The sequence below is a fragment of the Ruegeria sp. AG1 genome, from assembly GCF_056541705.1.
The window spans coordinates 142,882-167,259 of sequence record NZ_JBQFYU010000001.1 but is presented as its reverse complement, the minus strand read 5'-3'; the positions used below and the strand labels follow the sequence as shown (position 1 = coordinate 167,259).

Here is a 24,378-nt window from a genome sequence, read left to right as displayed (position 1 = left end):
AGTCATAATTGAAATGCCATAAATTGACTATCCCTCAGATATGCGAGGGTTTTGTGAGTGAGTGGCGGCCGTTCAGTGCCGGTAATGAGTAATCGTGAGGCAATATTGTTCAGCCTCACTCCGTTTTGGTCACATGTTGACCGATGGCGTCGCTGTTGCATGCGCAAGGTTCCATCCCCAAAGAGCATCTGCTCGGCCTCTGCAATGGTAACGGCGACGTCGCTTCCCCCTGAAAGATTGATGGGTTGTTCGATTGGCGTCGGCGCTTTAGACCCGCCGCATGGCTAAACTGTATTTCAACTACTCGACCATGAATGCGGGCAAATCGACCGTATTGCTGCAGGCCTCGCACAATTACCGTGAGCGCGGCATGAAGACCTATCTGATGACCGCTGCCGTGGACGGGCGCGCCGGTGTGGGGCGGATCGCCTCGCGTATCGGGATTTCCGAAGAAGCCGATACCTTCCGCCCAGACGATGACGTTTTTGCCATGATCGAAAAGCGCCAGAAGGCCGATCAGATCGCCTGTGTCTTTGTGGACGAGGCCCAGTTCCTGTCCGAGGATCAGGTTTGGCAACTGGCCCGCGCCGTGGATGACCTGAAGCTCCCGGTGCTGGCTTATGGCCTAAGGGTAGACTTCCAGGGCAAACTCTTCCCCGGCTCAGCCGCCCTGCTGGCCTTGGCCGATGAGATGCGCGAGGTCCGCACCATCTGCGAATGCGGACGCAAGGCCACGATGGTGATTCGGCAGGACGAGAGCGGCCGCGCCATCACCGAGGGTGCTCAGGTTCAGATCGGCGGGAACGAGACCTATGTCTCGCTCTGCCGTAAACACTGGCGCGAGGCGGTCGGCGACTAGACCGGATTCGGCAGGTCATGCCCGGCGACGAAGGCGGCCACATTGTCCAGAGCCATATGCCCCATTCCGGTCCGAACCTCTTCGGTGGCGGTGCCCAGATGCGGCAGCAGGGTGACGTTCTGCATCTCGCGCAGTGCCTTTGGCACGGCCGGCTCGAACTCGTAGACATCCAGCCCGGCCCCGGCGATCTGCCCTGCTTGCAGCGCGCTGATCAGAGCGGCCTCATCTACCACCTCACCCCGCGCGATGTTTACCAGAATGGCCGAGGGGTTCATGGCCTCAAGCACTGCGGCATTGATCAGATGGCGCGTTTCTGCCCCGCCCGGAACGGCCAGAACCAGAAAATCGACCGAGGCCGCAAGTGCCGAGAGATCGGGGATGAACTCGGCCTCAAAATCCAGCTGCTTGGCACTGCGGGATTGATAAGCGACCTGCATGCCGAACCCGAGGTGACAGCGCCGCGCGATGGCTTGGCCGATGCGGCCCATGCCTACGATGCCGACCCGCTTGCCGGTGACATGATGCCCCAGCATCTGGGTGGGATGCCAACCCTGCCAGTGTTCAGCCCGCACCAAACGCTCCCCCTCACCCGCGCGCCGCGCGGTCGAGAGGAGCAAGGTCATGGCGATATCGGCGGTCGCATCTGTGACCGCTCCGGGCGTGTTGGTGACGGCAATGCCCAAGGCGCGCGCGGCCTCGACATTGATGTGATTGTAGCCGACGCCGAAATTGGCCAACAGCTTGCAGCGCGGCTCGGGCACTTTGGCGAAGATCTGCGCCGAGAATAGGTCGCCCAGAGTGGGCACAACCACGTCATACTCCTGCAACGCCCTCACCATCTCATCCTCGGAAAGCGAAGTGGTTGCGGGGCGAATCTCAACATCGAACTCCGCGGCTGCCCGTTCTTCGACCGCTGAAGTCATCGAGCGCGTGATCCAGAGTTTCATCAGTGCATCCTTCCGCCAACGGGGACTTTGCCATCCGGGCCGATCAACACGATCTCACCTTTTTCATCCGGCAGGCCCAGCACCAGAACCTCGGACATGAATTTCCCGATCTGGCGCGGCGGGAAGTTGATCACAGCCATCACCTGTTTGCCGATCAGCGTCGACGGATCGTAATGCGCGGTGATCTGGGCCGAGGTCTTGCGCTCACCAATTTCGTCGCCGAAATCGATCCACATCTTGATCGCGGGCTTGCGGGCTTCGGGATAGGGCTCGGCGCGGATGACCTCACCGACGCGGATGTCGACTTTCAGGAAGTCGTCGAAGGAAATCTCACTCACGGCCCAACTCCTTGGAACGGTCGGTCGCAGCCTTGACGGCCCGGTGCAGTAGATTCGGGAAACCCTCTGCTTCGTGCATCAGAACCTCTAACGCGGCCTGTGTAGTGCCATTGGGCGAGGTCACGTTGACCCGCAGCTGCGAGGGGTCTTCCTCGGCGGCCATGGCCAAGGCACCGGCACCTGCTACCGTGGATTTCGCAAGTTTCATGGCCAGCTCATGCGGCAGACCCTGCGCCTGCCCTGCGGCGGCCAGCGTTTCGATCAAGTGGAATACATAGGCCGGGCCAGAACCGCTAACCCCGGTGACCGCATCTATCTGAGCCTCGTCCGACAGACGCACGGTCTCGCCTATCGCCGACAGCAAGTTTTCCGCGAGGTCCAAATCGTCACCGGACACATGTGCGTTGCCGATCATCGCCGTGATACCCTGACGGATCGCCGCCGGTGTGTTCGGCATTGCCCTCACAATCGGGGTGCCTTCGCCCAGCACGTCTTCGAACGTTGCAATCGAGGTGCCCGCTGCAACGGAAACGAACAGGCTGCCACCGCCACCGAGAGTCTGGATCGCAGGCAGCGCCTCACCCATCATTTGCGGTTTGACGGCCACCAACACGACTGCGGTGGATTCGGGCAGTGGCGTGTTGATGTTGACGCCCTGCGCTTTCAGCCAGTCCGAGGGGTAAGGATCAATCACCCAAACGGAAGCGGCGGGCAGACCGTGATCCAGCCAACCCGCCAACATCGCGGATCCCATCTTTCCGCAACCCAATAACACAAGGCCCTGCTCGGCCACGCGCGACATGTCCATCTGTGCCCCTCCCCTATTCAACGGTTCAGGGCAAAGGTTTACGCTCGGCCGTAGGCCTCTGCAATGGCGACTTGCATCGCCTCTTCCGGATCGCGATTGCCCCAGGTGACCAGCTGAATCGCCGGGTAGTAGCGCTCGGCGCTCAACACCGCGGCGTTGATCATCGTGTCGATCTGATCGGGGCTTGCGGTCTGACCACCGGCCAGAACCAGGCCGTAGCGATAGACCATCAGCTTCTGGTTCGCCCAATAGGTGAACGCGCCCGCCCAGCACTGATCATTCATTTTGTTGAGCAGCTCATACAGCTCACTCTCACGCTCGGCCGGAGGCTCCATCTCGAATGAGCAAACCATGCGCAGCGTTTCGTCATAGTTGGACCAGGCCAACGTGATCGAATAGGTTCGCCACTGTCCTTCGACGGCCATGGCGATCTGATCGTCACCGATGCGGTCAAAATCCCAGTCGTGATGTTCGGCCAGATGTTCAACAATATCGATTGGATGAAGGTCTTCTTCGAGAAACTGCTCGGAAAGGGCCATAATGCCACCTCACTACTCTCTAGCATTTCGGGGCTGGCAGCGCCCCAGCGCTAGTTGCCTGCTCTACAAGCCGGGCTTCCCCCTTAGGCCTGCACCAAATATGGTGCGCCGCGAGAGGGTGTCTGACAACCCCATTTCTTGGGGACAACAGCAATAAGTTGTGGACAGTCGGCAACGACGATCAAAATATTGGCGTCTTGTGCAGCTTTGTCTTGATTAATTTCTGCAAGGCGGCATGATACACAACACCGCACAACCCGACCTTGGATTGCGCGGCGCTAAACTTGTCTTCAAAATTTGGAAATGGGCGTTATTTGTCCAGTTTCGCCTCAAGCGCGGCGATACGCGCCTCAAGCGCGGCGTTCTCTTCACGGGCCTTTTGGGCCATGGCGCGAACAGCGTCGAATTCTTCACGCGTTACGAAATCGCGGTCGGCCAGCCAACGGTCGATCATCGACTTCATCGCATTCTCGGCCTCTTCGCGTGCGCCCTGCGCCACTCCCATGGCGTTGGTCATCAGCTGTGAAACGTCGTCGAGGATCTTGTTGCGGGTTTGCATGGCTTTTCTCCGAAATCGCGGTTGTATCCTATATGGGGAAGGAATGGCGCAGGCTCAAGGTTGACTTGCCCTGCAAACCCCGGGCAATGAGACGCACATGCAGGCTGTTCTGAATTTCCCCGATCTGTCGCCCGAGCTGTTCTCGATCCCATTGTTCGGGATAGAATTCGCGCTCAGGTGGTACGCGCTGGCTTATATTGTCGGCATTTTGATTGCCTGGCGTCTGGCCGTGATGGCCCTGCGGCGTCCGGCCCTTTGGCGCAATGAGACGCCACCCATGAAGCCAGAGCAGCTGGATGACCTGCTGACCTGGATCATTATCGGTGTGATTTTGGGCGGCCGGCTGGGTTTTGTGCTGTTTTATCAACCGGCCTACTACCTGTCGCATCCGGCGGATATCCTGAAGGTCTGGCAAGGCGGCATGGCCTTTCACGGCGGGCTGCTGGGGGTGATCGTCGCCTCATACCTCTATGGTCGCCGTCACAACATTCCGACCCTGTCGCTAGGCGATTTGGTGGCCTACACCGTCCCGCCCGGCCTGTTGCTGGGGCGGCTTGCCAATTTCATCAACGCCGAGCTTTGGGGCCGACCAAGCGAGCTGCCATGGGCCGTGATTTTTCCCGGCTTCGCAGCGCAGGACTGCCCAGGCGTCGTGGCCGGTATGTGTGCCCGTCACCCCTCGCAGCTATACGAAGCCGCGCTAGAGGGTGTCCTATTGGGCGCAGTCCTTCTTTGGTTGGCCTATCGGCGCGGCGCGTTCCGGAAACCCGGCCTGATCATGGGTGTTTTCCTGGCAGGCTACGGGGCGTCCCGCTTCGTGGTCGAGTTTGTCCGGCAGCCCGACGCGCAGTTCATCTCGCCCGGCAACCCGCTTGGGCTGGCGTGGCATATCGGCGGCTACGGCCTAACAATGGGGCAAATCCTGTCCCTGCCGATGATCGCTCTTGGGCTATGGTTCGCCCTGCGCGTCCGGCGAACGGCATGAGCCTGCACGATCTTCTGATCGCCCGAATCCGGCAAGACGGCCCGATGACGCTGGCCGACTACATGACCGAATGCCTGCTAAACCCAACTTTGGGCTATTACTCAACGCGCGATCCGTTCGGCGCGCAGGGGGACTTCACAACTGCACCGGAAATCAGTCAGATGTTCGGCGAGTTGATCGGCCTATCACTGGCGCAAAGCTGGATGGATCAGGGGCAGCCATCCACGTTTGCGCTCGCCGAACTCGGACCGGGTCGCGGTACGCTGATGGCGGATATCCTGCGGGCGACCCGCTCGGTACCCGGTTTCCATGCGGCGGCCAAGGTTGTTCTGCTGGAAGCCTCGGAAACGCTCCGCAACGTGCAAAAGGCAACCCTGAAAGATCACAACCCGCAGTGGATCAGCGATGTGGCGGAATTGCCGGACTTGCCGGTGTTTCTGGTGGCGAATGAGTTCTTTGACGCGCTCCCCATCCGCCAATTCCTGCGCGACGGCCCTGCTTGGCGCGAACGATTGATCGGAGAGGCCGATGGCGCGCTGAGTTTTGGCCTTGGCCCGGCCGGACCACAAGCGGCGCTACAGGACCGTCTGTCCGATACGCGAAACGGGGATCTCGTCGAACTCTGCGCGCCTGCCATTCCGATTCTAACCATCATCGCCAGCCGAATCGCGCAGAACGGAGGGGCCGCTCTGATTGTGGACTATGGTGACTGGCGCTCGCTTGGCGATACGCTTCAGGCCCTAAAGGCGCATGAGCGTGTGGACCCTCTGCAAACCCCCGGTCAGGCAGACCTGACCGCGCATGTGGATTTTGAGCCCCTGGCGCTGGCAGCAAAGGCGGCAGGCTGTGCTCATACCCGCCTGACACCACAGGGTATTTTTCTGGAACGTCTGGGAATCACCGCTCGTGCACAGGCTCTGGCCAAGGGTATAGGCGGCTCCAAGCTTGATGAACTGGTGGCCGCACATCGCCGGTTGACGCATCCCGATGAAATGGGAAATCTGTTCAAAGTGCTGGGCCTCTACCCGCCCCAAGCTGCGCCTCCACCGGGACTTGAACCATGACCTTGGAAATTCTCACGTCGGATATGCTGGCCCCCGTAAAACACGGCTTTTTCAGCCGTAGAGGCGGCGCATCCTCGGGCGTCTTCGCGGGATTGAACTGCGGTTATGGATCATCCGATCAGACCGAGATCGTCGCCCTGAATCGCCGACGGGTTGCTGACGCAATGGATGTCACGCCAGAGGCGCTGGTTGGTATTCATCAGGTTCATTCGCCCGATGTGCTGACGGTGGATGCGCCCCTTGCGGGTGACAAGCCCAAAGCGGATGCGCTTGTGACCGCCACGCCCGGGTTGGCTCTGACAATTCTGACCGCGGACTGCCAGCCCGTGCTTTTCTGCGACCCTGACGCGAACGTGATCGGCGCCGCCCATGCTGGCTGGCGTGGCGCTTTGGACGGCGTGTTGGAGGCCACATTGGACGCGATGGAAGCACTGGGGGCCACGCGCGAAAACACGCGTGCCGTGATCGGGCCATCCATTTCGCAGGCGGCCTATGAGGTCGGCCCCGAGTTTTTGGATGCGTTCATGGCGGAGTCTCCAGAAAACAGCCGATTCTTCGCCAATGGCACCGAGGACCGGATGCAATTTGATTTGCCAGCCTTTGGTCTGCATAAACTGCGTCAAGCGGGTGTTGGGCAGGCAGAATGGACCCGGCACTGTACTTATTCCGATCCGGATCGCTTTTATTCGTACCGCCGGACAACACACGCCAAAGAGGCGGATTACGGGCGGTTGATTTCGGCGATCAGATTGTAGATTAGGTCCCAATTAAGGCAAAACCGCCACCTTTCCGCCACATTTATTGTGTTTACCTGACACAGAATCGTAGTGAATTTTGTGCCAGTACTCAGAAGGTTATCTGTCTTTGCCGACAAATGAATGCTGGCACCTCGAACAGAGGAACCGCCAACCTTTATTTTTTGTCCGTTTTTGATCCCGGTTAAGCCTTATCCCTGCCGCAAACCTGCGGCACATTAAGTCTACACACACTGAATGAGGCTCAGACCTCCGATCGAGCAGGACCAGAAAATGAAACAGAAATCTCGCTTTCTCAGCGCGGTCATTCAGGCCGCACAGGACCCGAAACTGGACATGCCATGGAAGCGAGTTTCAAGCCATTCTGTCAGGGTTGCACGCCGTCTCGCGACGCAACGCTGAAACAGAAAGCCAACGGAACCAAGCTGCCGGTTCCATTTGGTAGACGCGCACCGGGTAGTGCTCCGGTCCGATGTGCGTGGGATGCAACAAAAACTGCATCCTGAGTTCGGAGCGTGTTTGTGGGCATTTTCGCCCACGCAGTACGAGTTTGTCTGGGGGGTCAATGGATTGACCAATGGAATGCGAAATTGCTTCGCTGTGCGCTGCGGCCATCGCCGGTGCCCAGGGGTTACCCATTTATTTCAAGACAAAGAACCGAACCGACAGATGGGCCTGCATGGGGGTATGCCCCGTCTGATCCGGTTCTAAAAGGAACGGAATATTTATGACTATTCCAAAATCACTGGCCATTGCTGCCAGAAATGCTGTCGAAACCTCGGCATTGCTCCGCGACACTCCGCGGTCGACTACAAAACAGAAAGCCCAGCTGCGTCGTTACGAAGTGAGCGCTCTGCTCAAAAACGGAGACATTGCGCAAACCCGGCATATCGCACCTGCCCTGCCTATGTTCGAGGACGCCTTTTGCGCCTTCTCACGGGGGTCGCTTGTGGAAACCGAACAAGGGCCCATGGCGATCGAAGACCTGCTGCCCGGCGACACGGTACTGACGCAGGATGGGACCTCCGAGACCGTTTTGTGGAAGGGCTCGGTGACGCTGATACCGGGCCGCGAGGACTCCCGCGGGCGCACCCGTCCGTTGACCCGCATCATGGCTGATACATTTGGCATGCAAAAGCCAATGTCCGGCGTGATTGCCGGACCTGCCGCGCGCCTGCTTGGCACGCCAGCCCATTTGCGGCGCCTGCATGGCGGGTCACCGATTCTGACGCCTGTCGCCGAATTTCAGGACGGAATGGGTGTTGTGGAAACAATGCCTCCAACTCCGGTAGAATTGTTTCACATTTGCCTGGAAAAACACTCGGTCATCCGTGTAGACGGCTTGCCCTTTGAAACCTATCATCCAGGTGCTAATGCGGTTCGCATGATCAGCCATTCGTTACGGTCGATCTATCTGAACCTGTTCGCGCATATCGAATCGTTGAACGATTTTGGCCCGTTGCTTATGCCGCGCGCCGGAGACGGAGAGATCGACGCGATATCGGCGTGAAGTGTTAAAGAGTACTGCAGAGTGGGGGCTTTATGCAGATTTTGATAGGATGGGCTTTGACCCTGGCGGTGGTGGCTATGCTGCCACCCTGCCCGACAGAAACACGACGGATGTGGTTTACGCCGAACGGTTCATTCGGTCTTCCAATACATCGAACGGGACGCCTGGCTCGTCTTTTGCGCCGCGGATAACAAGCGATGTCTTGACGCTGGCCACGTTTGGCGTGGTCAGTAATTCTCCGGTCAGGAACTGCTGAAAACTGCTGAGGTCGGGCGCGACGCATTTCAGGATGAAGTCGACCTCGCCGTTCAGCATGTGGCACTCACGGACCAGCGGCCATTTTCCGCATTGCGCCTCGAACGCGCTGAGTTCCGATTCTGCCTGGCTGTCCAATCCAACCATCGCAAAGACTTGAACCTCGAACCCAAGCTCGCGGGCGTTCACCTCGGCGTGGTAGCCGGTGATATAACCCGATTCCTCCAACGTGCGCACGCGGCGCAGGCACGGAGGGGCCGAGATACCGACCCTTTTGGCCAGTTCCACGTTGGTCATGCGACCGTCCGCCTGCAATTCCGCCAGAATCTTGCGATCAATTTCATCCAGCCGGGTCGTGACCATAAAACGCTCCTGATTTTTCGGTTCTTATATCAGCACCCAGCCCACGCGCAATAATGTTTCGCAGCTGCGCAATTTTCTTTGTTTTCAAATCGCTCATTTGCGCAGGGTCATTCCGATAAGGCATATCAGGTTCCCTTCATGAAGGGGCTTTAAGCCGTGCCCGCCCATCGCTATATCCTTGCGACGGGTAAAAGGCCCAATTCAGGCAGTTCGAGCGAGGGTACCATGGCCGACACACGACACACCAAGGTTCTGATCATCGGGTCGGGGCCCGCAGGCTATACAGCCGGGGTTTATGCAAGCCGCGCGATGCTGGAACCCATTCTGGTGCAAGGGATCGAGCCCGGCGGCCAGCTGACAACCACCACCGAGGTCGAAAACTGGCCCGGCGATACCGAGGTACAAGGCCCCGATCTGATGGTCCGCATGCAGGACCACGCCAAGGCAATGGGCTGTGAGGTCATCGGCGATATCATCAGTGATCTGGATGTCTCGACACGTCCGTTCACCGCAAAAGGGGATAGCGGCACGGTTTACACCGCTGACGCGGTCATTCTCGCAACCGGCGCGCGGGCCAAATGGCTTGGCCTGCCGTCGGAAGAGAAATTCAAAGGCTTCGGCGTCTCGGCCTGCGCGACATGCGACGGGTTCTTTTATCGCGGGCAAGAGATCGTTGTAGTCGGTGGTGGCAACACCGCCGTGGAAGAAGCGCTTTTCCTCACCAATTTCGCCAGCAAGGTGACCCTGATCCACCGCCGCGACGAGTTGCGGGCGGAAAAGATCCTACAAGATCGCCTGATGAAGAATGAAAAGATCGAACCGCTCTGGTTCCACGAACTGGACGAGGTCATCGGGACCGACGCGCCCCTGGGCGTCGAAGGCGTGCGTGTCAAGAACGTGAAAACAGGCGAGGTCTCTGAGATCCCGTGCAAGGGCGTTTTTGTCGCCATCGGCCATGCCCCAGCCAATGAATTGGTCAAGGACACGCTGGAAACCCATATGGGCGGCTATGTCGTGACAAAGCCGGGATCGACCGAGACCTCGGTTCCGGGCGTTTTCGCAGCCGGTGACCTGACAGATCACATCTACCGTCAGGCCGTCACAAGCGCAGGCATGGGCTGCATGGCCGCCCTGGATGCCGAACGCTTTCTGGCCGAACAGGACTGAGGGGCCACCGGGTCAGGTCACACCGGCTTGACCCTGTCCCCGCGCGGCCTCACACTGGTGCAAAACATGAGGGTCGCGCGTGGTCACAACGGACAACGCTCTTTGGCGTGGCGGGTGGTCAACCCGGCTTAGGATCGGCAGCGGGCTGGTCCTTTTTGTCTTTGCCTTCTTCCACTTTCTGAACATCGGCCTAGGCCTGTTTCACACCGACTATCTGCATGGCATGCAAGATGGTCGAAAGGCCGTAACCCGCCACGACGCCATGAGCGCGCTTCTCTACCTTGCGCTGATCGTGCACTCGGGCCTTGCGCTAACGTCGATCATACAGCGACGGACCCTGCGCATGCCGTTCACCTCAGCCCTGCAAATCGTGCTGGGGCTGCTGATCCCGATCCAGCTGATCGTCCACATTATTCACACGCGATACGCGCATGAGATCTACGATGTGAATGACGAAATGGGTTATATCATCATCCTGATGTGGCCAAGCTCTGCTATTTGGATGCAAAGCCTGCTTTTGCTGATCGTGTGGGTACATGGCTGCATCGGGTTGCACATGTGGCTGCGGCTGACCACGTGGTGGGGCAAGACCCTGCCCTACCTGATCGGTATTGCGGTCTTTGTCCCCTGTTTCGCCTTGGCCGGTGTGCTGACCGAGGGGCGCCGGATCTGGGCCGATTTTTCCGATGACTTCCTGCGCGAACAATATATCGAACACTATAACTGGCCCTCGGCCGAGGCCTTCGAGGCCATGTTCCGCGTCGAAGACAACGCCATGACGGGGTTTTGGGCCGCGCTCGGGGCCACGGCGGCCTTCTATCTTGGCCGCAAGCTGTGGCGTCGTCGGCACTCTGTACAGGTGACCTATGCCCGTGGCCCCGAGGTTTTTGCCGAGAAGGGCATGACGCTGCTTGAGATGTCTCAGGCCAACGGAATTCCGCATGCCGCCCTATGTGGCGGCAAGGGCCGCTGCACCACCTGCCGCGTGATCGTTGAGGATGGTGGAGATCACCTGCCCCCGCCCAGCGAAATCGAAGCCCGCAGTCTGGCCGCCGTAGGGGCCTCGGCCCAGACGCGCCTGGCCTGTCAGATGCGCCCGACCGAGCCGGTAAAGGTCTTTCGGGTTTTCCGTCCCGACGGCAAGCACGACCGGGCTCATGCAAGTCAGGGGCAGGAACGTCAGTTGGCCGTGCTGTTTCTGGACATGCGCGGCTTTACCGCCCGCACCGCGGGGCAATTGCCATATGACATCGTGTTCCTGCTAAACCGGTTCTTTGACGCGATTGTGCCTTCGATCACCTCTCAGGGCGGGGTCGTCGACAAATACATGGGGGATGGGCTGCTGGCGGTTTTTGACAAGCCCGACCCCCAGCATTCCGCCCGCGCCGGTCTGAAAGCGGCAATTGAGATCAGCCATGCGCTGGAACAGTTTAACCGACAGCTTTCATCCGAAGACAGCCCGCATATCCGCATCGGCATGGGGCTGCATCTGGGCGATCTGGTGCTTGGGGAAATTGGCGCGGCCGGTCATGCCGCGCAAACCATCATCGGGGACGCGGTGAACGTCGCCAGCCGGCTTGAGGCTGAAACAAAACCGCTGGGGGTTGAGCTTCTGGTGTCGGCCGAGCTGCTACAGGCCGCCGAGATGGACATCTCGGACGATCGCATCCAACCCTTCAGACTGCGCGGCGTGTCCGAGCCTGTTCCAGCCCTGCCAGTGCTCCGCGCTTCGGAACTTGAAAAGGCCTGAGACAACAGGAACACGCATACTTACTGTGGCACGTTTGCGCTAGATTGCCGGAACTTTGATCGCCCGTTTTCCGCCGAATTGGAAAATTCTTCCAATCACAAGAAAAACCGCTCATATCCTCCTTAGTTTTATCTGACCCTGTGGACTCTGACTCAGTGGCGGGGCACATGCCGTTTCAAATGCCAAAATCACACTGGCGCATCATCACATCGACAAGAGAATTCCGATGACAATGTTAAGCAATCTCGCCCCCATTCCCGAACTCTACGTCTCTTATGACTCGGCCCAGAAGCTGAAGGTTGAGGCAGCGGATCTGACCAGCCATGACCTGTCTCCGCGCCAGATCTGCGATCTGGAACTGCTGATGAATGGCGGCTTCAACCCGCTGAAAGGGTTCCTGAGCGAAGCCGACTACGACAACGTGGTCGAGAACATGCGTTTGGCTGACGGCACGCTGTGGCCGATGCCGATCACACTGGATGTGAGCGAAGAATTCGCCGAAAGCATCGAGCTGGGCCAAGATATTGCCCTGCGCGACCAAGAGGGTGTGATCCTCGGCACCATGACCGTGACCGACCGCTGGACCCCTGACAAATCGCGCGAGGCCGAGAAGGTCTTTGGCGCGGATGACGACGCGCACCCGGCCGTCAACTACCTGCATAACGTGGCAGGCAAGGTCTATCTGGGCGGTCCCGTTGTCGGCATTCAGCAGCCCGTTCACTATGATTTCCGTGGCCGCAGAGATACTCCGAACGAGCTGCGCGCCTATTTCCGCAAGCTAGGCTGGCGCCGCATAGTTGCGTTCCAAACCCGCAACCCACTGCACCGCGCCCATCAGGAACTGACCTTCCGCGCCGCGAAAGAGGCGCAGGCCAACTTGCTGATCCATCCGGTTGTCGGCATGACCAAACCGGGCGACGTGGACCACTTCACCCGCGTGCGCTGCTATGAGGCGGTGCTGGACAAATACCCGGCCTCGACCACCTCGATGTCGCTGATTAACCTGGCGATGCGCATGGCTGGCCCACGTGAGGCCGTTTGGCATGGTCTGATCCGCGCCAACCACGGCTGCACCCATTTCATCGTTGGCCGCGACCATGCTGGCCCTGGCAAGAACAGCCAAGGTGAAGATTTCTACGGCCCCTATGACGCGCAGGATCTGTTCCGCAAATACCAAGATGAAATCGGCGTTGAGATGGTCGACTTCAAGCACATGGTTTATGTGCAGGAACGCGCCCAGTACGAACCGAATGACGAGATCCTCGACAAGGACAATGTCACGATCCTGAACATCTCGGGCACCGAACTGCGCCGCCGTTTGGCCGAAGGACTGGAAATCCCCGAATGGTTCAGCTTCCCCGAGGTCGTGGCCGAGTTGCGCAAAACCAAACCACCACGCAGCCAGCAGGGCTTTACCGTGTTCTTCACCGGCTTTTCGGGTTCGGGTAAATCCACCATCGCCAACGCGCTTATGGTCAAGCTGATGGAGATGGGCGGCCGCCCCGTGACGCTGCTGGATGGTGACATCGTGCGTAAAAACCTGTCGTCCGAGCTTGGCTTCTCGAAGGAACACCGCGATCTGAACATCCGCCGCATTGGCTATGTCGCCTCCGAGATCACCAAGAACGGCGGAATCGCCATCTGTGCGCCGATTGCTCCTTATGCGACCACTCGTCGGGCCGTGCGCGAAGAGATCGAACAGTTCGGTGCCTTCTGCGAGGTTCACGTGGCCACCAGCATCGAGGAATGCGAACGCCGCGACCGGAAGGGCCTCTATAAGCTTGCCCGCGAAGGCAAGATCAAAGAGTTCACGGGCATCTCAGACCCTTATGACGTGCCTCAGAACCCTGAACTGAGCGTCGAGACCGAGAATGTCGAAGTCGACAACTGCGCCCATCAGGTTCTGCTGAAGCTCGAGAGCATGGGCCTGATCGCTGCGAACTAAGCGGTTGAGCTAAACCAGATTGGAAACGGCCTCCGGTCACCGGGGGCCGTTTTTCGTGCGAACCAACGACCGAGATTGACAAAGATGCCTGGCCTTGATGCATTCAGCCCAGTCAAGTTCGGTACGGCCCATCCACGATGCACCCCCTTCCTCAAATCGCCAGCTTCTGGTTTGGCTCCGATCTCAGCTGGCTCGAGGCGCTGTGTATTCAATCCTATCTGGACCACGGCCATTCCTTCACCCTTTATGCGGCGCATGACATCGCGAATATCCCGCCTGGCGTCGACCTGCGGCACACGTCCGAGATACTGTGGCCCGCCCCTTTCGCGTTACGGCCCGAAGATCGGCTGGGCGTTGCGGTTTTTTCCGACATCTTCAGGCTGAAACTATTGGAACGTACAGATTTCGTCTGGGTTGATCTGGATGCGCTCTGTTTGAAGCCTTTCGATTTTGCCTCCCCTTATGTCTTTGCGCCCTCTCAATCCGGCAAGTTTCCCAATGGAGTGCTGCGCCTGCCGCAAGAGTCCCAGACGCTTGCGCAGATGCTGGCATTTGTCACCTCGGCCAACCCGACCCAACCCTGGCGCGGGGCCAAGCTACGCAGGCGCAACGAGCAGCGTATCGCGGAGGGCGAGACCTGGGGGATCGAGGCGCTGCCATGGGGATGCTCCGGCCCCAAGGCGCTAGGGCATTTTCTGCGTGAGACCGGAGAGGACATCCACACCCTGCCCGCCGATACCTTCTACCCCCTGGCGAATGAGGCGCTTTGGAAGCTACACGACCCTCGTGTGCCCCCATCCACTATTGAACGAGATGGGGTACATTCCGTGCATGTCTTTGGGCATCAGAAGAAATTCATGGCCCAACAGACTGCGGGCCTGCCGGTGCGGGGATCGTTTCTCAGCACGCTATGCGCGCGTCACGGGATTGACCCACAAGACAACCCAATCGCACCGATGGCTTGGATGGGGTTTTAACCGGACGCGCCCGATAGCTCATGCCGCAGAGCGCGCACGGCGCGTTCTTCGAACTGACCGTAATCTGCAGCTGCGTCCTGAGTCGCCTTCAGATGGGGCAGACGCTGGGCATAGTCTTCTTCGGATGCAGACTGAATCGCTTGCTGTATATCTGCCTGTGTCTCGCAGAGGATCATCCCAGAAGTCTCCATGAAATCCCCGATATTCGGGCAACCCCAGTAAATCGGGACCGTTGCGCAGAGGATCGAGTCGATCAGTTTCTCCGAGAAGTAATTCCGCTCTCGAACATTCTCGATTACGACCGAATAGCGGTAAGGGGCCAAACCATCCGATTTCTGATCGAAAGGCGTGTATCCCCGCCCCATGATGTCCACATCGGCCCCGGTTTCGCGGATCCAATCTATAACGTCATGGCGTAGCTGGTGGCCCACGAGGTCCCGCTTGGCCGAGGCGATCAGCGAACAGGATTTGACCTTCTCAGCCTGTAGCTCCTGCCAGTCCGGCACCATGGTCACGCCATAGGGCAGAAACACAGCATTGGGCAGGTTTTCCAGTAGAACGTCGTGAAAGGTGAACACCCTAAAGAACCGCCGCCATGTCAGGCGCAGCTGTCGGTCATGTTTGGCGTGGATGGCCGAAGGCTCGCCCATCATCAGCGAAATTCGCGCCTTCGTGCCACGCCGCAACCGCCAATGGACCGTCGAATTGGGATACATGATCAGATGATCTGTCGGCGCGAGGTCCCCGACCGTTTTACCCAGCAAACGATCCGGGCAGCCCTCGTGCCAGATCAGCTCGGACAGAGGCACCTCGGCCAGTTTCGGGCCCAGACGGTGGCCGTAGGGTAAAACAGCAATCGATTGGGTCATTGATCCGTCTCAGGCAAGTCGACCTGTCCGCGCATCAGAACATAGCCTTGCCCCGCCACCTTGATCCCGGTCATGGCATCGCTTGGGCCGACGCGCGTCACCGTTGCCTGCCCCGGACGCCCCATGTCATGGCCCTGTTCAGCGATGAATTGGTCTTTCTCCATAAGCCCGTATTTCCAAAGATAAGCCGCCATCGCGCCCGTCGCAGAACCTGTGAAAGGGTCCTCGTGTGGGCTGGGCGGTGCCAGCAGCAGGCGTGAGAACGTATCCCCTTGTGTCGTCGCTCCCTGCAAGCTGACCAAAAACGGCTCTGCCATATCGGAACCAGAAAATCCCGCTAATGCAGCCACCTCGCGCAAAGGACCTTCGGCCAACCGCGCCGCGCGTAACGCTTCGTGATCCCGCAGCACCGTGATACAGAACGGCAACCCGGTAGAGACAAATCGCGGCGGAGAGATGATGGCCTCTTCGGGCAGCGAAATCGCGCTGGCAACCAGATCGGCGGGAACATGTGCTCCAAATTCCGGCGCAACCTGCGTCATCTCTATCGCGTCACCGTTCAGACGAATAGCGACAAGCCCCGCCCCGGTTTCCAAAGTCAGAGAGTCGCCCTCAACCAGACCACGCGACCGAAGTGCCTCGACCGTTGCGATGGTCGGATGACCGGCAAAGGGGATTTCACGACTGGCCAGAAAATACCGCACCCGGATATCGGCCACATCCGACGGGCCGGTAAAGGTACACTCAACCAGAGAGGTTTCGCGCACATAGGCCATGCAGACCTCATCCGACAGGTGGGCCGCGCCATGGACTACGGCGCAGCCATTTCCACCAAAGGCTTTGTCGGTAAAGGCATCCACCCAGTCAAAATCGAACCAGCTCATCCAGCGTTTCCTTACATGAACATGTCATCCCGGATGCGATCCGGAGCTTGTGCATGTTTCGCTGGTGTCGGGCGGAATGTCACGCGCAAACGCGTGTGGCTGGGGCCGTTCAGTGAACGGCCACCGGCGAGAGATCATGCTCGCGGGCCAGCACAAAGGCCAGCTTGCGGTCGGCGACAAGCGCCAATTGCTGCCCGTCGGAGTCATGCACGGCGTACAGTTGATCCAGATCACCCGCCTGATCGCGCAGATCGCTGGGCAGATCGGCAACCTCAACCGTTTTGACATAGACGATACGATCGCCTTCGGTGTTGATTTCAATCGGTGTGTTCATTGCTCTTACCCCTTCCGTATGTTGATTGTCTGCACCACGGTTTCCGGCACGGCGCGGGTCAGATCCACATGCAGCAGACCGTTCTCCATAATCGCCTCGCCCACCTCGACACCGTCGGCCAGCACGAACATGCGCTGGAATTGACGCGCCGCAATGCCGCGATGCAGGAAGATGCGCCCCTCGCAGTCGTCGCGTTGACGGCCCCGGATCACCAGTTGGCGGTCCTCGATGGTGATCGACAGATCCTCTTCCGCGAACCCGGCCACCGCCAGAGTGATGCGGTAGGAATAGTCCGAGGTTTGTTCGATGTTGTAGGGCGGATATCCTTCGTTGCCAGCCTTTGCAGACCGTTCCAGAAGGCGTTCCAATTGCTCGAACCCCAACAAATGCGGGTATGAGCCCAAGGTAAGTTTTGACACGTGTTCTCGTCCTTTTATGTCAAAGCGACGTTCTGGGCGGCCCCGTTCTGGCAACCGCACAAGATAGAATATGGGAAGAAACCCGGATGTCCACAAGGTCTGGCGCGATAACGTCTTGCACACTATCTTGTTGGGGACGCACCACAACAAGCCCGAGTCGCCAATGAACGCGCCCACTGACCTTTCCATGAAAACCGACGAAGTTCTGCGGGTTGAGCTGGAGGTTTTTCGCCGTCAGCACCGGGATCTTGATGAGGCGATCGAGGCGTTACAGGCCACCGGCACATCCGATCAATTGACGATCAAACGCTTGAAAAAGCAGAAACTGCGGCTGAAAGACATCATCCGCCTGATCGAGGATCGCCTGACCCCCGACATCATCGCCTGACATAAGAGTCAATTGGATGGAAAGCTTTAAAAAAAGGCATCAGGTCGATTTCTGTATGCGTTTTGGGGTGTTTTCCTTGTTTCAATACTCGTGCATTTCGCAATTGGCGGTGTCGTGGTTGCCCATAGCTTCGAAGATGGACAAAATTACGTAGCTTTGCGCGGTGCTCCAAACGTTTGGATGCCAATATCAGGCTTCCTTCTTACTGCTCATCTAGTCCTAAAACCTCTGATGCTGGCGATGTGTGTGACCGCCGTATCTATAGGTGTGTTTTGCTGGGTGAACGGTTTGCGGCGATCTCCAAAACACTGAAGCCCGGGCGACAGGAAACTGCATTGCCACATGGTCGGATTTGGCTATAGTGCGCGCTCTTTCGAACGGCAGGGACGCAAGCGGATGAGCGATGTGAAAGTGGGGATCATCATGGGCAGCCAATCGGATTGGCCCACGATGAAAGAAGCCGCCAATATCTTGGATGAATTGGGCATCGCGTATGAAAAACGCATCGTTTCGGCCCACCGCACGCCTGATCGTCTTTGGGATTACGGCAAGACCGCCGCGTCGCGCGGTTTGCATGTGATCATCGCAGGCGCTGGCGGGGCTGCACATTTGCCCGGCATGATGGCGTCGAAAACCCGCGTGCCCGTGATCGGCGTTCCGGTTCAGACGCGCGCGTTGTCGGGTGTCGACTCGCTGTATTCGATCGTCCAGATGCCGAAAGGGTTTCCTGTGGCGACCATGGCGATCGGCTCTGCCGGTGGGGCCAATGCGGGCTTGATGGCGGCCGGTATTCTGGCCTTACAAGACAGCGCGCTGGCCGAACGGCTGGACGCGTGGCGTGAGGCTCTGTCCGCTTCGATTCCGGAGGAGCCAGTTGATGAGTGACGTTCTTCAACCCGGTGCCCGGATTGGAATCCTGGGCGGAGGCCAGTTGGGCCGGATGCTGTCGGTCGCTGCCTCGCGCTTGGGGTTTGTGACGCATGTCTTTGAGCCGGGCGCGAACCCACCCGCCGCTCAAGTGGCCAACCGCGTGACAACCGCGTCCTATGACGACGCCGACGCGCTGCGCGCCTTCGCCGACTCAGTCGATGTTATCACCTACGAGTTCGAGAACATCCCAACCGAGGCGCTGGACCTGCTGGAAGCCCACCGCCCAATCCGTCCGGGACGCGAGGCGCTACGGGTCAGTCAGGACCGGTTGACCGAGAAGAATTTCTTGCAAGGTCTGAGCCTCAACACAGCACCTTTTGCGGACGTCACCGATCTGGCAAGCCTGAATACGGCCATTGAGGAAATCGGGACACCCGCGATTCTGAAAACCCGCCGGTTCGGCTATGACGGCAAAGGTCAGGCCCGCCTGCGTGCGCCTGAGGATGCCGAGACTGCTCTGGCCGATATGGCGGGCGCGCCCGCGATCCTTGAGGGGTTTGTGGAGTTCTCGCACGAGGTCTCGATCATCGCGGCCCGCGGGCTGGATGGTCAGGTCGCCTGCTTTGACCCCGGTGAAAACGTCCACCGCGACGGCATCCTGCACACAACAACGGTCCCTGCCCGCCTGCGCCCGGCGCAGCGCACGGATGCAGTTCTGCTCGCGGCCAACATCCTGAATGCTTTGGACTATGTGGGCGTGATGGGGGTAGAGCTGTTCGTCACACCCGCGGGCCTGATCGTGAACGAAATTGCACCTCGGGTGCATAACTCGGGTCACTGGACGCAGAATGGCTGCGCCGTCGACCAGTTCGAGCAGCATATCCGTGCCGTGGTCGGGTGGCCGTTGGGCGACGGGCAGCGGCACTCGGACGTTGTGATGGAGAACCTGATTGGCAACGATATGGACCGCGTGCCGGAACTAGCGCAGGAGCGGGACGTTGCCTTACACCTGTATGGCAAGGCCGAGGTCAAGCCGGGCCGGAAGATGGGCCACTTCAACCGCATCGCTCGCTGAGGGAAATCGCGCAGTCTGCGCGATGCCTCCGGCGGAGGTATTTTTGAACAGAAGAAGGTGAGGCGGTCAGGCGAAAAATCTGGCCGCGATATCACCGGACATACGGCTGACACGCCCGCCCGCAAAGGTGGCGGCGACGCGGTGGGTTTTTGCGTCCAGGATGACGATATCGGCGCGTTGACCCGGCATCAATGTGCCGCGATCTTTCAGGTCGAGAACCCGCGCGGGGCCGGACGAGACCAGCGCCCAGGCGTTTGCAAAATCCAGCAACCCGCTTTTTGCCAACATCAATGCGGCGCGGCGCGGGCTGGGGTAGTGGTAGTCCGAGGCCAGCGCGTCACACAGCCCCATCGCGATCAGATCCAGCGCGCTGGCGTTGCCCTTGTGGGAGCCTCCGCGCACCACGTTAGGTGAACCCAGGATGATGTGATCTCCGGCCGCGCGTGCGGCTTCGGCTGCAGCGAGGGTTTCGGGGAATTCAGCGATCGAAACACCGCGTTTGCGCCATCCTGCGCGGGTCTCAGGCGTGGCATCATCATGGCTGCCCAATCGCACGCCGCTTTGGGTCAAGTCAGCGCAAAGCGTGTCCAACGCCGCAGGGACTTCATCCCTGCGGGCGTGCATGGATAGCAGCATCTCAAAATGCGCATCAGGGTTGCGCCCCGCTTTCAAGGCCTGCCCCGTCAGACGCGGAGGTTTACGGCCTTCGGCAAGGCGGTCATGCGGCAGGTGATCGTTGAAGACGACATAAGGCACTTGCCAATCTGAGATCTTCTCGGCCAGCCCGTCATAGTCGTCCAGCATATGTGTCTCGAACCGCAATTGCGGGATCAGATCAGTGACGGTGCTGTCCTTGACCTCAGCAATCGCCTTGAACACCTGAGAGGCAAAGTCTGGCCCGCGCACCCCGCCCTCCCAGCTGTAAAACTGGGCCAGAACGCCGGTGGTGATGCCGTTGGCGGCAAGCTCGGCCTCGACTGAAAGTATGCCTTCGTTCATTTGCTTCATGGCTCCGCGGCGCGGGGCGATGTGGCGCTCGAACCCGTCCCCGTGCAGGTCGATGATGCCGGGCAGAACCAGATAGCCAGACAAATCAACCTGTCGCCCGGTTCGGTCGCCCTGCACCTCCCCTTCGGCGATTGACAAATCGGCACGCGATAACCCGGCCTCCGGCAGTAGAACCTCTGCTCCGGTCAACGTCAGTTCCAATGCGGTCATTCCGTGCGCTCCGAGTCCGGCTCCGAGCAATCCTGCCCGATACAGATCTCGTCAATGACGTCCATCACCCCATCAAGCCAAGTGATTTGCGGGTCGAACTGTCCGAATTCGATGAAGTGCAGTGCCTGGGCCATTACACGGGGATTGTTCATCATGAACGTATGCGTCACGGGCAGAACGATATGATCCGCCATGCCTTCAACTCGGGTCGTGCGGATCGAAACTTTGCCATCGTCTGGCCCATCAATCATCGACGAAAAGACCGGGTTCAGAGAATTTTCACCCGCGATCACCCCAAGTTCGAACTCAACCGGGGGCAATTGGCGCGGGATCCCCTCGGGGCCTGTGCCCAACTGCAGCCCTGCCGGACCGTTGAGGTAGCCGAACACCTCCCATGCGCCCAATTCATCCACCAGTTGGCTGCCCTGGTTAGGCGGCCCAAGCATGACAACGCGACCCAAATTCTCAGGGTCGTGATCCTGCAGCCAATAGCGCAACAGAATACCCCCCATGGAATGCGCCACGACATTTGCGGTGTCGTCCCCGCATTCGGCGAACGCATCGGGCAGAGTTTGCTCGGCCAGTTCCGGAATGCCCAAATCGGTCGACGGATAACCCGGTCGAATAACCGTGTAGCCATGAACCTCGAACAATTGTTCCATCACCGAAAAGGACGCCTCGGTCCGAGCCAGCCCATGCAGCAGGATCACGCATTTCGCCTGGGCTGCAGCCGGGAGCAGTAGAAAAAATATGGCAAGCAGAACTCTCATACCCGCCAGATAAGGCCTATTTCGGTTCGGGGAAAGATGTGACCTCAGGTTCTGCGCTGTACTGCCAGCGCGATCCCGCCCAAAACCAGTGCCGCGCCGATGATCAAGCGCATGCTTGCCACCTCACCCAACAGCAAAATTCCGGCAACGATTGCGATGACAGGGACGCTGAGCTGTACGACCGCAGCGACCGAAGGGGCAAGCTGCGGCAACACGCGATACCAAAGCGCGTAGCCAAGGCCCGACGTCACGCCCCCGGACAGAGCCGCCAGAAAATAGCCAAATCCGGTCATCTGCCAAGTACCACCTGTCACCAGCAAGGCCATAGCCGTGACGGGTAAGGCGACAACGAAATTGGCCGCCGTGCCCTCCAAAGCGTTCGGTTCGGACCGTCCGGCCAAGGAATAAGCAGCCCAACCAACCCCCGCCGCGACCATCAGAGCAGCCCCCAAGGCGTCCACCTGAACGGTCCCCGATGGCCAAAGCACATAGGCCAACCCACCCAGCGCGACCGCTGCGCCTGCCAATTGGCGCACCGTCGGGGCCGCTCCGGTCATAGCACCGACTGCGAACATGGTGATCTGAACGACACCGAACAGGATCAACGCACCCAACCCGGCGTCCAACGTCAGGTATGCCACAGAAAAGCCAATCATATAGAGAGACAGTGAACCCGCCCCGATGATCCGACGTGGTGAGAGAAGCGGCAGAACCCCGCCTTTCAAAAGAACCAACACGGCCAGAACCACCGCCCCCGCAAGAACACGGAAAACGGCGAACCCCGCAGGATCACTCGCCCCGCTCTCAATCGCCAGCCGGTTCAGAATCGAATTGGCCGCAAAGGCGCACATGGTCAGGGAGGTCAGAAGAAAAAGTCTCATGAATCCCGCATAGCGCGTTGGCCACGCTTTGCACACTCACTTTCCAGCTAAGTGCAAAGCTCACCCTTCTTCTGTTCAACAATACCTCCGCCGGAGGCATGACCGCGCAGCGGGCATTCCAAACGCAAACGGGGCCGCCAAAAGGCGACCCCGCTCGTAAGCACTATGGCCTAAGCAGCTTACATCATGCCGCCCATGCCGCCCATGTCGGGCATGCCGCCAGCAGGTGCCGCGCCTTCTTTGGCGGGTTTGTCAGCAACCATTGCTTCGGTGGTGACCAGCAGACCAGCAACCGAGGCCGCATCTTCCAGAGCGGTACGGACAACTTTGGCCGGGTCAATCACGCCGAACGAGAACATGTCACCATATTCTTCGGTCTGCGCGTTGAAGCCGAACGATACATCCCCGGATTCACGGACTTTGCCCGCAACGACCGCACCGTCAACACCTGCGTTCTCGGCGATCTGGCGCAGCGGCGCTTCGATCGCTTTGCGAACGATGTTGATACCGGCGTTCTGGTCAGCGTTTGCACCTTCCAGAGTTTCCAGTGCTTTACCGGCCTGAACCAGAGCAACACCACCGCCGACGACAACGCCTTCCTGCACAGCAGCGCGGGTCGCGTTCAGAGCATCGTCCACACGGTCCTTGCGCTCTTTCACTTCAACTTCGGTCATGCCGCCGACGCGGATAACAGCAACACCGCCTGCCAGTTTGGCAACGCGCTCTTGCAGCTTCTCACGGTCGTAGTCCGACGAGGTTTCTTCGATCTGAGTGCGGATCTGAGCAACACGTGCTTCGATCTCGGCTTTCTCGCCAGCACCATCAACGATGGTTGTTTCGTCTTTGGTGATCTCGATCTTCTTGGCGGTGCCCAGCATGTCCATGGTGACGGACTCGAGCTTCATGCCCAGATCTTCCGAGATGACCTGACCGCCGGTCAGGATCGCGATGTCCTGCAGCATGGCTTTACGACGATCGCCGAAGCCCGGTGCTTTGACAGCAGCAATTTTCAGGCCGCCGCGCAGTTTGTTGACAACCAGAGTTGCCAGCGCTTCGCCTTCAACGTCTTCCGCGATGATCAGCAGCGGTTTCTGCGACTGGATCACTTGCTCGAGCAGCGGAACCATCGGCTGCAGCGAGGACAGTTTCTTTTCGTGCAGCAGGATCATGCAGTCGTCGAGCTCTGCAATCATCTTGTCTGCGTTGGTGACGAAGTAAGGCGACAGGTAGCCACGGTCGAACTGCATACCTTCGACAACATCGGTCTCGGTTTCCAGACCTTTGTTTTCTTCGACGGTGATAACGCCTTCATTGCCAACCTTCTGCATCGCGTCTGCGATCTGCTGGCCGATTTCGGCTTCGCCGTTGGCCGAGATGGTGCCAACCTGAGCAACTTCGGCCGAGTCTTTGACTTCACGCGACGCGTCTTTGATGCCTGCAACAACTTTGGCAGTCGCCAGGTCGATGCCGCGCTTCAGGTCCATCGGGTTGAGGCCAGCTGCAACCTGCTTCAGACCTTCGCGCACGATGGCTTGAGCCAGAACGGTTGCGGTGGTGGTGCCGTCGCCGGCTTCGTCATTGGTGCGGCTGGCGACTTCTTTCACCATCTGCGCGCCCATGTTTTCGAACTTGTCTTCCAGTTCGATTTCCTTAGCAACCGAAACACCGTCTTTGGTGATGCGCGGTGCGCCGAAGGATTTGTCCAGAACCACGTTGCGGCCTTTGGGGCCCAGGGTCACTTTAACAGCATCGGCCAGGATGTTCACACCTGCCAGCATGCGGTTACGGGCATCGGTGTCGAATTTGACGTCCTTTGCAGCCATGTCGTTTCTCCTTGAGAAATATGTTG

Annotated in this window: 27 protein-coding genes; 13 read left to right on the top strand and 14 right to left on the bottom strand. The window is 59.1% G+C overall.

What is annotated here, in order from left to right:
* Positions 1–280 precede the first annotated feature (280 nt).
* Positions 281–859, top strand: coding sequence for a thymidine kinase (locus tag ACR0B5_RS00790; RefSeq protein ID WP_480537755.1), 579 nt, complete (start codon positions 281–283; stop codon positions 857–859).
* Here the strand turns inward: ACR0B5_RS00790 and ACR0B5_RS00785 are convergent.
* The 5 genes from ACR0B5_RS00785 to ACR0B5_RS00765 all read right to left on the bottom strand — a co-directional run bounded on the left by ACR0B5_RS00785 (position 856) and on the right by ACR0B5_RS00765 (position 4,050).
* Positions 856–1,806 carry a 2-hydroxyacid dehydrogenase gene (locus ACR0B5_RS00785; protein WP_480537753.1) on the bottom strand — a complete coding sequence of 317 codons (951 nt, stop codon included), beginning with the start codon at positions 1,804–1,806 and terminating at the stop codon, positions 856–858. The genes ACR0B5_RS00790 and ACR0B5_RS00785 overlap by 4 nt on opposite strands.
* Positions 1,806–2,144: a tRNA-binding protein gene (locus ACR0B5_RS00780; protein WP_419737671.1), complete on the bottom strand. Its 339-nt coding sequence runs from the start codon at positions 2,142–2,144 to the stop codon at positions 1,806–1,808. Before ACR0B5_RS00780 ends, ACR0B5_RS00785 begins: the two co-directional genes overlap by 1 nt.
* Positions 2,137–2,952, bottom strand: a complete 816-nt coding sequence (proC, locus tag ACR0B5_RS00775; RefSeq protein ID WP_480537751.1) for a pyrroline-5-carboxylate reductase — start codon at positions 2,950–2,952, stop codon at positions 2,137–2,139. The genes ACR0B5_RS00780 and proC overlap by 8 nt, the downstream gene beginning before the upstream one ends.
* Before the next feature lie 38 nt (positions 2,953–2,990).
* Positions 2,991–3,491, bottom strand: a complete 501-nt coding sequence (locus tag ACR0B5_RS00770) for a type III secretion system chaperone family protein (RefSeq protein WP_170468281.1) — start codon at positions 3,489–3,491, stop codon at positions 2,991–2,993.
* A 310-nt stretch (positions 3,492–3,801) separates the two neighbouring features.
* Positions 3,802–4,050 carry an accessory factor UbiK family protein gene (locus ACR0B5_RS00765; RefSeq protein ID WP_050604795.1) on the bottom strand — a complete coding sequence of 83 codons (249 nt, stop codon included), beginning with the start codon at positions 4,048–4,050 and terminating at the stop codon, positions 3,802–3,804.
* Positions 4,051–4,147: 97 nt separating this feature from the next.
* On the opposite strand from ACR0B5_RS00765, the gene lgt reads away from it, so the two are divergent.
* From lgt to ACR0B5_RS00740, 5 genes are all read left to right on the top strand, one after another.
* Positions 4,148–5,035, top strand: a complete 888-nt coding sequence (lgt, locus tag ACR0B5_RS00760; protein ID WP_480537749.1) for a prolipoprotein diacylglyceryl transferase — start codon at positions 4,148–4,150, stop codon at positions 5,033–5,035.
* Positions 5,032–6,099 (top strand): class I SAM-dependent methyltransferase, encoded by a 1,068-nt coding sequence (locus ACR0B5_RS00755; RefSeq protein ID WP_480537747.1) that lies wholly within the window; start codon positions 5,032–5,034, stop codon positions 6,097–6,099. Before lgt ends, ACR0B5_RS00755 begins: the two co-directional genes overlap by 4 nt.
* On the top strand, positions 6,096–6,854 hold the full coding sequence (gene pgeF / locus ACR0B5_RS00750; protein ID WP_480537745.1) for a peptidoglycan editing factor PgeF: 759 nt from the start codon (positions 6,096–6,098) through the stop codon (positions 6,852–6,854). Before ACR0B5_RS00755 ends, pgeF begins: the two co-directional genes overlap by 4 nt.
* Before the next feature lie 273 nt (positions 6,855–7,127).
* Positions 7,128–7,256 (top strand): hypothetical protein, encoded by a 129-nt coding sequence (locus ACR0B5_RS00745; protein ID WP_425085140.1) that lies wholly within the window; start codon positions 7,128–7,130, stop codon positions 7,254–7,256.
* Positions 7,257–7,581: 325 nt separating this feature from the next.
* Positions 7,582–8,364: a Hint domain-containing protein gene (locus tag ACR0B5_RS00740; RefSeq protein WP_480537743.1), complete on the top strand. Its 783-nt coding sequence runs from the start codon at positions 7,582–7,584 to the stop codon at positions 8,362–8,364.
* A 117-nt stretch (positions 8,365–8,481) separates the two neighbouring features.
* On the opposite strand, the gene ACR0B5_RS00735 is transcribed toward ACR0B5_RS00740, so the two are convergent.
* Positions 8,482–8,982, bottom strand: coding sequence for an Lrp/AsnC family transcriptional regulator (locus tag ACR0B5_RS00735; protein ID WP_170718841.1), 501 nt, complete (start codon positions 8,980–8,982; stop codon positions 8,482–8,484).
* A 225-nt stretch (positions 8,983–9,207) separates the two neighbouring features.
* Here ACR0B5_RS00735 and trxB point away from each other — a divergent pair, with 225 nt between their 5' ends.
* The 4 genes from trxB (at position 9,208) to ACR0B5_RS00715 (ending at position 14,821) form a co-directional block, all read left to right on the top strand.
* Positions 9,208–10,149, top strand: a complete 942-nt coding sequence (gene trxB / locus ACR0B5_RS00730) for a thioredoxin-disulfide reductase (RefSeq protein WP_480537741.1) — start codon at positions 9,208–9,210, stop codon at positions 10,147–10,149.
* Positions 10,150–10,228: 79 nt separating this feature from the next.
* On the top strand, positions 10,229–11,899 hold the full coding sequence (locus ACR0B5_RS00725; RefSeq protein ID WP_480537739.1) for an adenylate/guanylate cyclase domain-containing protein: 1,671 nt from the start codon (positions 10,229–10,231) through the stop codon (positions 11,897–11,899).
* 226 nt (positions 11,900–12,125) lie between these two features.
* Positions 12,126–13,844 carry a bifunctional sulfate adenylyltransferase/adenylylsulfate kinase gene (locus tag ACR0B5_RS00720; protein WP_480537737.1) on the top strand — a complete coding sequence of 573 codons (1,719 nt, stop codon included), beginning with the start codon at positions 12,126–12,128 and terminating at the stop codon, positions 13,842–13,844.
* Between the two features lie 137 nt (positions 13,845–13,981).
* A complete protein-coding gene (locus ACR0B5_RS00715) occupies positions 13,982–14,821 on the top strand; it encodes a hypothetical protein (protein WP_480537735.1) in 840 nt (279 codons plus the stop codon).
* Here the strand turns inward: ACR0B5_RS00715 and ACR0B5_RS00710 are convergent.
* From ACR0B5_RS00710 to ACR0B5_RS00695, 4 genes are all read right to left on the bottom strand, one after another.
* On the bottom strand, positions 14,818–15,690 hold the full coding sequence (locus ACR0B5_RS00710; protein WP_170689254.1) for a glycosyltransferase family 10: 873 nt from the start codon (positions 15,688–15,690) through the stop codon (positions 14,818–14,820). The two genes, ACR0B5_RS00715 and ACR0B5_RS00710, sit on opposite strands and share 4 nt — an antisense overlap.
* Positions 15,687–16,574 carry a PhzF family phenazine biosynthesis protein gene (locus ACR0B5_RS00705; RefSeq protein WP_170689253.1) on the bottom strand — a complete coding sequence of 296 codons (888 nt, stop codon included), beginning with the start codon at positions 16,572–16,574 and terminating at the stop codon, positions 15,687–15,689. Before ACR0B5_RS00705 ends, ACR0B5_RS00710 begins: the two co-directional genes overlap by 4 nt.
* Before the next feature lie 109 nt (positions 16,575–16,683).
* Positions 16,684–16,908 (bottom strand): DUF1150 family protein, encoded by a 225-nt coding sequence (locus ACR0B5_RS00700; protein ID WP_170374662.1) that lies wholly within the window; start codon positions 16,906–16,908, stop codon positions 16,684–16,686.
* Positions 16,909–16,913: 5 nt separating this feature from the next.
* Complete coding sequence (locus tag ACR0B5_RS00695) at positions 16,914–17,327, bottom strand: Hsp20 family protein (RefSeq protein ID WP_480537732.1); 414 nt, start codon at positions 17,325–17,327, stop codon at positions 16,914–16,916.
* A 163-nt stretch (positions 17,328–17,490) separates the two neighbouring features.
* On the opposite strand from ACR0B5_RS00695, the gene ACR0B5_RS00690 reads away from it, so the two are divergent.
* From ACR0B5_RS00690 to ACR0B5_RS00680, 3 genes are all read left to right on the top strand, one after another.
* The gene (locus tag ACR0B5_RS00690) at positions 17,491–17,715 is read left to right on the top strand and encodes a YdcH family protein (RefSeq protein ID WP_037308505.1); all 225 of its coding nucleotides are present in this window, start codon (positions 17,491–17,493) and stop codon (positions 17,713–17,715) included.
* 396 nt (positions 17,716–18,111) lie between these two features.
* On the top strand, positions 18,112–18,600 hold the full coding sequence (purE, locus tag ACR0B5_RS00685) for a 5-(carboxyamino)imidazole ribonucleotide mutase (protein WP_170468304.1): 489 nt from the start codon (positions 18,112–18,114) through the stop codon (positions 18,598–18,600).
* Positions 18,593–19,660 carry a 5-(carboxyamino)imidazole ribonucleotide synthase gene (locus ACR0B5_RS00680; protein ID WP_480537730.1) on the top strand — a complete coding sequence of 356 codons (1,068 nt, stop codon included), beginning with the start codon at positions 18,593–18,595 and terminating at the stop codon, positions 19,658–19,660. Before purE ends, ACR0B5_RS00680 begins: the two co-directional genes overlap by 8 nt.
* Positions 19,661–19,726: 66 nt before the next feature.
* Here the strand turns inward: ACR0B5_RS00680 and ACR0B5_RS00675 are convergent, their stop codons facing one another.
* The 4 genes from ACR0B5_RS00675 to groL form a co-directional block, all read right to left on the bottom strand.
* Positions 19,727–20,878 carry an alpha-D-ribose 1-methylphosphonate 5-triphosphate diphosphatase gene (locus ACR0B5_RS00675; RefSeq protein WP_480537728.1) on the bottom strand — a complete coding sequence of 384 codons (1,152 nt, stop codon included), beginning with the start codon at positions 20,876–20,878 and terminating at the stop codon, positions 19,727–19,729.
* Positions 20,875–21,648, bottom strand: a complete 774-nt coding sequence (locus ACR0B5_RS00670) for an esterase/lipase family protein (protein ID WP_480537726.1) — start codon at positions 21,646–21,648, stop codon at positions 20,875–20,877. Before ACR0B5_RS00670 ends, ACR0B5_RS00675 begins: the two co-directional genes overlap by 4 nt.
* Positions 21,649–21,692: 44 nt before the next feature.
* Positions 21,693–22,529: a DMT family transporter gene (locus ACR0B5_RS00665; protein WP_480537725.1), complete on the bottom strand. Its 837-nt coding sequence runs from the start codon at positions 22,527–22,529 to the stop codon at positions 21,693–21,695.
* 179 nt (positions 22,530–22,708) lie between these two features.
* Positions 22,709–24,352 (bottom strand): chaperonin GroEL, encoded by a 1,644-nt coding sequence (gene groL / locus ACR0B5_RS00660; protein WP_170374649.1) that lies wholly within the window; start codon positions 24,350–24,352, stop codon positions 22,709–22,711.
* Positions 24,353–24,378: the final 26 nt, after the last annotated feature.